Below are 10,034 nucleotides of genomic sequence, written 5' to 3' on the forward strand. Positions count from 1 at the left end.
CCCTACGGTCGCGGGAACGGCAGGGATGCGGGGTGACAAGCGTCAAAGGCTGAAGGAAAGAGAAGTTGAAGGCTCGCGGCCAAGCAGTCCGCGGAAGTGGCCCGGAAGGCCCAGCAACTCCCTGCGAGAGTGGGGACTTGGACAAATTCGACACATGACAGTGGTGGACCGCCGTAGGCTGCCCGCCGGGGCAGTCGTTTCTACAGGTCAGAATAAGTGGACGGTGGGCGCGGATGATCGCCAGACTCGTCTTCGCTGCTGTCGCGCTGATCCTCGTCGCGATCATGGCCCAGTCCTCGCCGGCCCACGCTGACCCTGCGGACGATTACATAGCGGAACTCCAACGGCGCGGGATCGACTACTCGACACCCACTGCGGCGATCACGTTGGGCAAGGCGTCGTGCCAAGCATTGCAAGAGGGCGCCAATTTGATGGCGGTGATTAAGACCATCGAGGAGAACGAGGGTTACAGCAGCCGCGATACCGGCATCATCGTTGGGGCGGCGGCGAACACGTTCTGCCCAGACCAGTTGTCAACGGTCGAAGGCTTCGTCGAAGATCACGGCGGGTAGCCGCCACCCACGGAACCTGGCGGCGCTCGACAGATTTGCGGCGTCCACCGATTGTCATCCAGCATCCGGAGGGACCCAAATTCATCTGCCCGCAGAATTTTCACTACGAGGCTGGGTACTGCACAGTCAATGGGCCGAGATAGTCATCTCGCAGTAGTTGGTCGGGCTTGATAAATAGGGCATTCGACCGATGCGCGCAGTGCCTTGCGGAAGTGAAGATTCAGGTTATGAGCATCAGCGACGAAGCACGCGCGTCACACCAATTCGTGGCGTCCGGCGAGGCAATGTCGAGCGGCTGGATCAAGGGGACCAAAATCTGGCAGGCCGTCTACTCGGTGTTTTTTGTAGGGTTCGTCGGGTTTGCCGCGCTGGCGATGTTCCGCACGTCGAAGGGCATTCCCGTGCATGCCCCGCGCTACACCGGGCTGATGATCGTGGTCGTGTTGCTGGTTGCCGGTGTCGTCATCGGCGGCTACATGTTTTGGCGATCGCGGCAAAAGTACGTCCTCACCGTCAGCGGCGATTCTCTCACCGTCAGTTCCCGCGGCGGGGTCTACTCGCTCGCGGACGCGCAACTCAGTCTCTGGCCGAACATCGGGGTGGCACTCCATCTGCACTCCGGGGGTCGCCGCTTCATCCTGGGCGGGCGGGATCGCCAAATCGGTCCGGCGACACCGCTCGACGCACCGCCCATTCAACTGGTCGACGCCCGGCTGACGGCGTCCGAATTCGACGAGCTGCTTCGCCTAGGTGGCCGTGCCGCGGCGCGCGGACCTGCGCCGGGCGAACCGATTCGATGCATTCTGTTCCCCAATTCGCAGACGATCGTCAACTCGGGTGCGTTCGCACTTCGAAAAAAGCAACGACTGGTGAACTCGCTCGGTCGAGAACAACTGTTCATTGACGTCGACAACGACACCATCCGCGTCATCGACCCGGAAAGCCAAGCACTAAATGCCTCTGCCCCAGTGTCACGGATAGCCTCAAAAGCGCTCAGCTACGAGACGCGCGACTCCGAAACCGGATACGTTTCGAAAACGCCCGCGCTGACGATGTCAGTCCCCGGCGTGCCACCGCTCACCGTCGGATGCACCCACATCGGAATCTCGGGGCGGCGTTTTTCGTGGTCCGGCACTGCGCTCATCGTCAATGAGCCTCCGGCCTACATACTCTCGGCCGCCGACTGGCTGACGCTCGTCGAGGTACTCGGCCTGGCCGCGGATGTCAAAGACACCGCGAGAAAGAACTGACGCCATCACCCACGAGTTACCGTGGCGGTATGGCCAGCACACCTGCCCGCACCGGCCGCACCTTGAAAAACTTGGCCGGGCTCACCGGGCTGTCCTGCATCGTGATCGGGATCTACCACTTCGTTCTCGGCACCGCCTCGGTCCCGGGTGCGACCGACGCCAACGCGACGGTGGATTCGCGCGAGCGGTTCTACTCCGCGTACTTCGCCGGCTACGGCTTGGCCTGGTTATCGGCAGCCCGCAGATCGCCCATCCGCGCCGGCGAAGTACGCCTGCTGGCGGGCCTGATGTTGGTCAGCGCCGTCGGACGGGTGATCTCGCTGGTCCACAACGGCCGGCCGCACTGGTTCCAGGAAGTGCTGACGGCGGTCGAATTCATCGTTCCGGCAGCATTTCTCAGCCTCGCCGACGCAGACGAAGCCCCAAACAATCCAACACGCGAGCTAGCAGGCTAACCGCTTTTGCGGCGGAACTCCCGGCGATTTCCGGCCGCGCCCTGTGACCGCGGCCCCTTGGCGCCGGCGTCCTTGTGGTCGGCGCCGCCCGACGACTTTGCGTTCTTGCGCTCCAGGGCTTCACGGAATTTTCGCTTGTTGTCGTCCTCGGACGACTCGGCCCCCGACTTCGATCCAGCCATAGCCCGCAGCCTAGCGCGCCCGGCGCCATTCAGCGTGATTCACCGCAGGCCCGGCGGCATGCCGTAGACGTGCGCGATCGGCAGGGTCAGCACGACGCGACGGTCGGTGACCATCGCCTGCCGGTAGTCGTCCCAGTCCGGGTGTTCACCAGCGATGTTGCGGTACAAGGCGATCAGCGCCTCGACGGTGTCGTCGCCGGGCGCGGCGGCCGGCGGGGTCAGCGTCGCGGTACCCTCGGCAACCGCATACGACCAGCCGTCGTCAGAGCTGACGAGCAGCGTCGCCCGCGGATCGCGACGCAGGTTTCGGGTCTTGGCCCGTGGCTCGGTGATCGACACCTGAATGGACACACTGCGGGCGTCGAAGTAGTACGACACGTTGGACAACTGCGGCCGCCCGTCGCGCTTGAGGGTGGCGAGCACGCCGAGAGAATTGTCCGCGATCACGGCTAGCAGTTTGTCGTCGAACACTTGGCGGCCCATGTCGCAAGCCTACTCAGACGATCGCGCCCCACTGGACGCCTGCGTGGCTACCATCGCGCTCATGACCCATTACGCGGCGTTCCTACGCGGCGTCAACGTCGGCGGCGTCAACCTGAAAATGGCCGACGTGGCCGACGCATTGACCGACGCGGGACTCGCTGAGGTCCGCGCCATTCTGGCGACCGGAAACGTGACGCTGGATTCGCCGAAGGCCGCAGATGCGGTGCGCGCGACGGCCGAGCAGGTGCTGCGAAAGCACTTCGGATATGACGCCTGGGTGCTGGTGTACCCCATCAAGAAGGTGCGCGCGATCGTCGACGACTACCCGTTCGAGCCTGAGGTGGACGGATACCAGTCCTACGTCACGTTTGTCAGCGACAGCGACGTACTCGACGAGCTCGCGGCGTTGGCCGACGAGGCGGGAGCCGATGAGAAGATCGCGCTCGGCCCCAAGTCCGCGGGCGTGATCTATTGGCAGGTGGCCAAGAATCACACGCTGGACAGCGCCATCGGAAAGACCATGGGCAAGAAGCGGTACAAGTCGTCCACCACCACCCGCAACCTGCGCACGCTGGTCAAAGTCCTGGGTGCTCAGCCGTCCTCGTAGGCCTCGAGGTAGCGCAGCGCCTCGGCCCTGCCGAGCCCCAGTCCACGCGCGACATCGAGATAGGCGCTGGCCGCGGCCGCCATCGCGCTGTCCGACGGGTCGACCCGAGCGACGAAAGTGCCGAAGCGGCCTCGGGTTTCGACGATCCCGGCGGTCTCCAGCTCGCGGTAGGCGCGGGCCACGGTGTTGACGGCCAGCCCTAATTCGCCGGCCAGCTCGCGCACCGTCGGCAGCCGGGACCCCGGCGGCAACGTCCCGGCCCGGACGGCCTCGATGATCTGGTTGCGGAGTTGGTCGAACAGCGGTCGATCCGACTGTCCGTCAACCCGCAGCCACTCCTCCAACTCCACCCGCCCAGTATTCCGCAGTCCCGCTATCTTGGTGAGGTGCGTATCACGGTGCTGTCCGGCGCGGGAATCTCCGCGGAGAGCGGCGTGCCGACGTTCCGCGACGACAAGAACGGGCTATGGGCCAAGTTCGATCCATACGAGTTGTCCAGCGTTGAAGGCTGGCAGCGCAATCCCGAGCGGGTTTGGGGCTGGTATCTCTGGCGGCACTACCTGGTCGGCACCGTCGAACCCAATGACGGGCACCGCGCCGTCGCGGCCTGGCAGGACCACGCCGAGGTCAGCGTCGTCACGCAGAACGTGGACAACCTGCACGAGCGTGCCGGCAGCTCGCCCGTGCATCACCTGCATGGCAGTTTATTCGAATTTCGTTGCGCGACTTGCGGTCTGCCGTACCACGGTGAACTCCCGGAGATGCGAGAGCCTGCGTTGGAGGTCGAGCCGCCGACGCACGATTGCGGCGGTTTGATCCGGCCCGACATCGTGTGGTTCGGCGAGGCACTGCCCGAGGAGCCGTGGCAGCGAGCGGTGGAGGCGACGAGCACCGCCGACGTGCTGGTCGTGGTGGGGACCTCGAGCATCGTTTACCCGGCGGCGAGTCTGCCCGAGATGGCGCTGGCTCGCGGAGTGGTCGTCGTCGAGGTCAACCCGGAGCCGACGCCGCTGTCCAGCAGTGCCACGATCACCGTGCGCGAATCGGCCAGCACGGCCCTGCCGACGCTGCTGCAGCGACTGCCCGCGCTACTGAATTAAGCCGGGCGCCGCGCCCGGCCCAACACGAACTCCGACGCCGGTAGCGGTACCCAGGCCGGAAAGGCCTGTTCGGTTCGGGTCTGGTCGATGTCAAACCCCGCAGCCCGGATTGCCTGCTCGGTGTGGCGGTGAGCGTGGCAGTTGCCCGCCAACCGCGGCCATATCGTCGCGTCGACCAGTTGCTGCAACCGGCCCCGGATTCCGCCGCTTGCGACATGCTCCAGATAGCGCAGCTCGCCGCCCGGCCGCAGCAACGAAAATAGTTGCTGCAGAACCGATTCGAGATCAGCCACCGAGCACAGCACCAGCGAGCACACCACCGCGTCAAATGGCTCGTCGGCCGAGAAACTCTCCACCGTCCGATTGGTGACCTCGAGCGGAACAGCCGCACCAGCAGCCGCCTCCCTGGCCAATCCGACCAGCCGTTGCTCGGGCTCGACCGCGACGACCTGCGCGACAGAATCAGGGTAAAGCTCAAAATTGGTTCCGGTGCCCGCGCCCACCTCGAACACCCGGCCCGACAGGCCGGCCAGGTTCTCCCGGCGGAGTTCCCGCATCTGGTCTGTCTCGTGTGCGGCGATGGCGGGCCAGATGCGTGCGAAGAACGGATGGTCAACGGTGTCCGCGGTCGATGACGTCATGACTGCCAGCCTTTCGCAAGCGGGGTACTAGGAAGATCCTTGCACCGCAGACTTGAGCGCAGTCAACTGCTCCACCACTTGGTCGGGAGTGCCATCGACCTCTAACAGTCCGCCGACCATCTGGCCCAAAAAGACGGCACGCAGCACCCGGTCGGTGAACGCCTCGGCATCGCCGAACGGCAAGTGCGGCTTGGCAATCAGCATTGAGGCCGCGCCGTGCGCGGCGCTCCACAGTTCCAGGGCGACCGCGCCCGCATCGCCGCGGGGGAACACGCCCTCGCGCATCAATACGCCGACGGTGGCGCACATGTGCGCGAAGGCCGAGCTGGCCAGCGCCGAGTCGACATTGCTGCCGGATCGCCACTCGCCCATCGTGGCGATCCGGTAGAGCTCGGGGTTTTCGGTGGCGAATCGGACGTAGGCCAACCCTTGGGCTCGCAGCACTTCCACGGTGGACGACTGCGCTGCGGACACCCGCTGCATCTCCTCGTCGAGCTTCTCGAAGTAACGCGCGCACACCGCGTCCAGCAGTGCGTCTTTGTCCTGGAAATGCAGGTAGATCGATGGTGGCGTCACGCCGACACGATCAGCCACCGAGCGGATCGACACGGCCTTGGCGTGCCCGGTATCCAGCAAGAGTTCGGTTGCGGCATCGAGGATTTCGTCACGCAGCAGATCGCCGGATCCTCGCGGGGCGCGTCGCCGGCGAAGACTGTCCGCCGGCGAGCTAACGACCATTGGCGGCCGTCGTGGCAGTAAATGCGGCCATGGCAGTGCTGGCCGGAACCGCGTCGGGTCGACGGTGTCGCCCGCCGGCAGGCTCGGCAGCCACCGGCAGGGGCTCGGATCCCGCCTCGCTGATGCCGAACCGCTCGTGCAGCCGCATCAGCGGTCCAGGCGCCCACCAACTCCATCGGCCCAGAACATGCAAGAACGCCGGCACCAGCACCATCCGCACCAACGTCGCGTCGGCCAGCACGGCCAGGGTCAGGCCGAGACCGAACATCCGCATGAAGGACACCTGCGCAGCGATCAACGCCGCGAAGGAAATCGACATCACCAACGCCGCTGCGGTGACCACCCGGCCGGTGCGTGCCAACCCGAGCGCCACGCTCTCGTCGTTGTCGGCGCGTTTGGTCTTGTTGTCCGCCGTGGCGGGGCGCGACGCGGTCGCGGTCAACCAGTACTCGCGAATCCGGGAAACCAGGAACACTTCGTAATCCATCGATAGACCGAAGGCGACACAGAACAACAGCACCGGGATATTGGCCACCAACGTGCCGCTCTGCGTGGTTCCCAGCGCACCCAGGTGGCCATCCTGGAAGATCCACACCAGCGCGCCGAATGCTGCCGTCAACGATAAAACGTTGCACACCAATGCCTTTAACGGCAGCAGCACACTGCCGGTCAGCAGGAACAGCAGCGCAAAGGCGATGATGCCGATGAGGCCCAACACCAACGGCAACCGATTAGTGATCGCGTCCGTGCTATCGCGGTTGATCTGCGCCAGCCCGGCCATCTGCACCGACTGACCGGCCGGACCGGGCACGGCGTGCAACCGGTCGAGTTGGGTGTCGGAGGCTTGGGAGAAGAGCGGCGCGGTGGTGGCGATCGTCAGAAACGCGCTGTCATGCGCCATCCCGGTCGCCGCCGACGGCGGTCCGACCTGTTTGCCGCGGACGAACGTTCCGGTTGGCGCCGACACCGCGGTCACGTCGGCCACCCGCGACAGGTCGGCGGCGTAACGGCTGAGGTCGCCCGGACGTACCCCTCGAACGTCCGGGACGACCACAGACACCGCGGTCGCCGAGTCATCGGCGAAGTCGCGACGCAGCTGATCACCGACCACATGGGCCGAAGCCGATTTCGGCAGCACGCGATCGTCGGGCATACCCCACTTCACCCCGAGGAACGGCAGCCCGAGCATCAGCAACAGCGCGACCACCACCAGGCCGATCGGCACCGCGAATCGCATGACGAACTTCGTCGACCGGTACCAGAACAGCCGTTCGACCGGTTTAGGCGTCGGGTCGGGCCGACCGAGTATCCGGCGGCCGAGCTTGCGGACGTCCAGAGCATCCAGCCGCGGCCCGAGTAGCACGATCGCCGCAGGTGTCACGAAGATCGCGGCCACCGCGACGAACGCGACCGTGGCCACGCCCGCATACGCGAACGACTTCAGGAAGTACATCGGGAACAGCACCATCACCGCCATCGACAAGGCGACGGTGGTCCCGGAGAACAGAACGGTGCGACCGGCGGTGGCCATGGTCCGGATCAGCGCCTGATTCGGGTCGCTGCCGTCGACCAGCTCGTCGCGATAGCGGCTGATGATCAGCAGGGTGTAGTCGATGGCCAACGCCAGGCCCAGCGCGGTGCTCAGGTTCAACGCATAGGTCGATACGTCGGTGCTGAAGCTGATCAGGCGCAGCACCGACATCGATCCGACGATCGCCAGCCCGCCCAGGCAGATCGGCAGGGCCGCGGTCAGCAGACCACCGAACACCCAGACCAGCACCAGAAAGCTCAGCGGGATGGCCAGCGACTCCATCAGCAACAGGTCGCGCTCGTTTTGCCGATTGATCTGGTCGTACACCATCGCCGTTCCGCCGGCGCGAACCGTGACGCCATCGCGGTCGTGCACCACGCGCGCCGCAATGCTCTTGGCATATTTCTGCGCGCTGTTCTCGCCGCCTTCGAGGTTCGCGACGATCAGCCCGGATTTGCCGTCCTTACTCACCAAGTCCGCGGCCAGTTGCGGTGGATGAGCCGTCGGGCCGGTCCACGCCGAGGCCACGTTGTACACCCCGGACGACCCCCGCACCTGCGCGACGATGTCGGTCGCGACGCTGCGGGCTTGAGCGCTCTGCGCACCGTCCGGGGCGGTCAGCATGATGACGAACTGCTGATCGCTCTGACCGAACTTGTCGGTCAGCAGCTTGATCGCCTGTGCCGACTCGGATGCCGGATCTTGAAAGCCGCCGGCAGAGAGGCTCTTGGCCACGGGGATACCGAAGACCGCGGCCGCGACCAGCACCAAGGCGGCCACCGCAAGAATGCGCCGAGGGGCCGCGATGGCAAGGCGGGCAATCCACTGCAGCATGCGTGTCCTTCCGCTCTAATATCGTCGCTAACTTATCAGCGATAACTTAGCCATGCAACATTGCGGCGGCATTTTTGACGCCTCATCAACAAGAACGAGGCGGACACCGGCGTTGGTTCAACGCGGCGGGCGATAACCAGGACATTTTCGGAGCTTATGCGGTTACACGCCTGCCCAATAGATCAGTTCCAACCATCCGGACCGATCGCTCCAAACATCCGGACGTCGTGTCCGGCCCCCAGAGCCCTACCGAGCGGTAACAATTGCCACGATTTTCCGAATCGTGACTCAAAGATTCCTTAAACGTTGCCCATACGCTCATCAACATGTGGATCGATGACTCCAGTGCCGACGTGATCAAAGCTGATTTCGAGGCTCTCTACCACGGCGACGTGCTAGTAGAGGGTGAGTGCTCGGAGCAGTTCGATGACTGGCACCCGCTTTCCAACGCAAGCTAGTTCACGCGACGCACGCTCTTAGCCACGAGCGTGCCGGTGACGAGGCGAAGTCCGCCTCTGAGACACTGTTGGCACTGAGCTATTTGTGAAGCACCCCTGGTGCAGCCCCCGGCCCCTACGGCGGGGGCTTTTTCATGTGCCCGACTCTCCCCCGCAAGCGGGCGGTACCCCCACCTCAGCCGCTGCGCGGCTGCATCGTCGTCAGGCGTTCGTTGCGCCGGCTGGTTACCGCGGCGCCATTCGGATTGCGCCGTCCAACCGGATGACCTCGCCGTTCAGCATCGGGTTCTCGACAATATGCACCGCCAGTGCGCCATACTCGTCGGGGTCGCCCAGGCGGCTGGGGTGCGGCACCTGCTTGCCAAGCGACTCTCGGGCCGACTCGGGCAGGCCAGCCAATAGCGGGGTGTCGAACAAGCCGGGAGCGATCGTCATGACTCGGATGCCTTTACTGGCCAGGTCGCGCGCGATCGGCAGAGTCATGCCGACAACGCCGCCCTTGGACGCCGAGTATGCGGCCTGGCCGATCTGCCCATCGAACGCCGCCACCGACGCGGTGTTGATGATGACACCGCGCTCCTCCCCGACCAGGTCGTTTCGGGCGATCCGCTCGGCGCCGAGCCGCAGCACGTTGAACGTGCCGATCAGGTTGATCTCCACGACCTTGCGGAATGCCTCCAGCGGGAAAGCGCCATCCTTTCCCAGCGTCTTGATGGCATTGCCGGTGCCGGCGCAGTTGATCACAATGCGCAGCGGCCCAAGCGATTCGGCGATATCGAGCGCTGCAGTCACCGCTTTCTCGTCGGTGACGTCGGCCGGCGCGAACCGCGCACGATCACCCAGCTCGCGGACCACGTCCTCACCCTTGAGGTCGAGCACGACCACCTGCGCACCGGCATCGAGCAGCCGCCGGGTGGTGGCAAGGCCCAGTCCGGACGCCCCGCCGGTGACGAGTGCTACCGCGTCGGTGATCTCCACGCACATTTCCTTTCAAACGGGTCGGGCTTTCAGAATGGTCAGACTCACAGTCCGGTCGGGCCAGGCTTGGGCGGATCCCGCTGTGGCGACTCCGACCTACTGGTTGGCCGGGACTATACCCAGTCGTTGAGGACGGCTTCGGTGTCGGCTCCCGCCTGCCCGGGCGGCCGCGGCTCATCCGGCGACGAGCGGGAGAACCGGGGCG

Annotated in this window: 13 protein-coding genes; 6 read left to right on the forward strand and 7 right to left on the reverse strand. The window is 65.1% G+C overall.

Features of this window, described 5'->3' with window-relative positions; translation table 11 throughout:
- Positions 1-233 precede the first annotated feature (233 nt).
- The 3 genes from WAN02_RS24075 to WAN02_RS24085 all read left to right on the forward strand — a co-directional run bounded on the left by WAN02_RS24075 (position 234) and on the right by WAN02_RS24085 (position 2,277).
- The gene (locus tag WAN02_RS24075) at positions 234-572 is read left to right on the forward strand and encodes a DUF732 domain-containing protein (RefSeq protein WP_422267108.1); all 339 of its coding nucleotides are present in this window, start codon (positions 234-236) and stop codon (positions 570-572) included.
- 227 nt (positions 573-799) lie between these two features.
- A complete protein-coding gene (locus WAN02_RS24080; protein ID WP_422267110.1) occupies positions 800-1,822 on the forward strand; it encodes a hypothetical protein in 1,023 nt (340 codons plus the stop codon).
- 29 nt (positions 1,823-1,851) lie between these two features.
- On the forward strand, positions 1,852-2,277 hold the full coding sequence (locus WAN02_RS24085; RefSeq protein WP_422267112.1) for a DUF4345 domain-containing protein: 426 nt from the start codon (positions 1,852-1,854) through the stop codon (positions 2,275-2,277).
- On the opposite strand, the gene WAN02_RS24090 is transcribed toward WAN02_RS24085, so the two are convergent.
- Both WAN02_RS24090 and WAN02_RS24095 read right to left on the reverse strand, forming a co-directional pair.
- A complete protein-coding gene (locus tag WAN02_RS24090) occupies positions 2,274-2,459 on the reverse strand; it encodes a DUF5302 domain-containing protein (RefSeq protein ID WP_422267114.1) in 186 nt (61 codons plus the stop codon). The two genes, WAN02_RS24085 and WAN02_RS24090, sit on opposite strands and share 4 nt — an antisense overlap.
- Before the next feature lie 39 nt (positions 2,460-2,498).
- Complete coding sequence (locus WAN02_RS24095) at positions 2,499-2,942, reverse strand: PPOX class F420-dependent oxidoreductase (RefSeq protein ID WP_422267116.1); 444 nt, start codon at positions 2,940-2,942, stop codon at positions 2,499-2,501.
- Positions 2,943-3,003: 61 nt separating this feature from the next.
- Between WAN02_RS24095 and WAN02_RS24100 the strand changes: the two genes are divergently transcribed.
- On the forward strand, positions 3,004-3,549 hold the full coding sequence (locus WAN02_RS24100) for a DUF1697 domain-containing protein (protein WP_422267118.1): 546 nt from the start codon (positions 3,004-3,006) through the stop codon (positions 3,547-3,549).
- Here WAN02_RS24100 and WAN02_RS24105 read toward each other — a convergent pair.
- The gene (locus WAN02_RS24105; protein ID WP_422267120.1) at positions 3,534-3,899 is read right to left on the reverse strand and encodes a GntR family transcriptional regulator; all 366 of its coding nucleotides are present in this window, start codon (positions 3,897-3,899) and stop codon (positions 3,534-3,536) included. The two genes, WAN02_RS24100 and WAN02_RS24105, sit on opposite strands and share 16 nt — an antisense overlap.
- A gap of 36 nt (positions 3,900-3,935) precedes the next feature.
- Between WAN02_RS24105 and WAN02_RS24110 the strand changes: the two genes are divergently transcribed.
- Entirely contained in the window at positions 3,936-4,649 is a 714-nt protein-coding gene (locus WAN02_RS24110; RefSeq protein WP_422267122.1) for an NAD-dependent deacylase, read from the forward strand.
- Here the strand turns inward: WAN02_RS24110 and WAN02_RS24115 are convergent.
- The 3 genes from WAN02_RS24115 to WAN02_RS24125 are packed head-to-tail and all read right to left on the reverse strand — an operon-like array spanning position 4,646 to position 8,393.
- Positions 4,646-5,290, reverse strand: a complete 645-nt coding sequence (locus WAN02_RS24115) for a class I SAM-dependent methyltransferase (protein ID WP_422267124.1) — start codon at positions 5,288-5,290, stop codon at positions 4,646-4,648. The two genes, WAN02_RS24110 and WAN02_RS24115, sit on opposite strands and share 4 nt — an antisense overlap.
- 27 nt (positions 5,291-5,317) lie before the next feature.
- Entirely contained in the window at positions 5,318-6,028 is a 711-nt protein-coding gene (locus WAN02_RS24120; RefSeq protein WP_422267126.1) for a TetR/AcrR family transcriptional regulator, read from the reverse strand.
- Positions 6,018-8,393 (reverse strand): MMPL family transporter, encoded by a 2,376-nt coding sequence (locus WAN02_RS24125; RefSeq protein WP_422267128.1) that lies wholly within the window; start codon positions 8,391-8,393, stop codon positions 6,018-6,020. The genes WAN02_RS24120 and WAN02_RS24125 overlap by 11 nt, the downstream gene beginning before the upstream one ends.
- Before the next feature lie 326 nt (positions 8,394-8,719).
- Between WAN02_RS24125 and WAN02_RS24130 the strand changes: the two genes are divergently transcribed.
- The gene (locus WAN02_RS24130) at positions 8,720-8,851 is read left to right on the forward strand and encodes a hypothetical protein (RefSeq protein ID WP_422267130.1); all 132 of its coding nucleotides are present in this window, start codon (positions 8,720-8,722) and stop codon (positions 8,849-8,851) included.
- Between the two features lie 225 nt (positions 8,852-9,076).
- Here WAN02_RS24130 and WAN02_RS24135 read toward each other — a convergent pair whose 3' ends face one another.
- Positions 9,077-9,829 (reverse strand): 3-hydroxyacyl-CoA dehydrogenase, encoded by a 753-nt coding sequence (locus WAN02_RS24135; RefSeq protein ID WP_422267132.1) that lies wholly within the window; start codon positions 9,827-9,829, stop codon positions 9,077-9,079.
- Between the last annotated feature and the right edge of the window lie 205 nt (positions 9,830-10,034).

The sequence above is a fragment of the Mycobacterium sp. genome (assembly GCF_049281135.1).
Lineage (GTDB): Bacteria > Actinomycetota > Actinomycetes > Mycobacteriales > Mycobacteriaceae > Mycobacterium.

Excerpts from the sequence above, each read along its gene's own strand:
- WAN02_RS24080 (WP_422267110.1), top strand. The coding sequence starts at position 800 with ATGAGCATCAGCGACGAAGCACGCGCGTCACACCAATTCGTGGCGTCC.
- WAN02_RS24100 (WP_422267118.1), top strand. The coding sequence starts at position 3,004 with ATGACCCATTACGCGGCGTTCCTACGCGGCGTCAACGTCGGCGGCGTC.
- WAN02_RS24075 (WP_422267108.1), top strand. The coding sequence starts at position 234 with ATGATCGCCAGACTCGTCTTCGCTGCTGTCGCGCTGATCCTCGTCGCG.
- WAN02_RS24130 (WP_422267130.1), top strand. The coding sequence starts at position 8,720 with ATGTGGATCGATGACTCCAGTGCCGACGTGATCAAAGCTGATTTCGAG.
- WAN02_RS24125 (WP_422267128.1), bottom strand. The coding sequence starts at position 8,393 with ATGCTGCAGTGGATTGCCCGCCTTGCCATCGCGGCCCCTCGGCGCATT.
- WAN02_RS24090 (WP_422267114.1), bottom strand. The coding sequence starts at position 2,459 with ATGGCTGGATCGAAGTCGGGGGCCGAGTCGTCCGAGGACGACAACAAG.
- WAN02_RS24115 (WP_422267124.1), bottom strand. The coding sequence starts at position 5,290 with ATGACGTCATCGACCGCGGACACCGTTGACCATCCGTTCTTCGCACGC.
- WAN02_RS24095 (WP_422267116.1), bottom strand. The coding sequence starts at position 2,942 with ATGGGCCGCCAAGTGTTCGACGACAAACTGCTAGCCGTGATCGCGGAC.
- WAN02_RS24120 (WP_422267126.1), bottom strand. The coding sequence starts at position 6,028 with ATGGTCGTTAGCTCGCCGGCGGACAGTCTTCGCCGGCGACGCGCCCCG.
- WAN02_RS24085 (WP_422267112.1), top strand. The coding sequence starts at position 1,852 with ATGGCCAGCACACCTGCCCGCACCGGCCGCACCTTGAAAAACTTGGCC.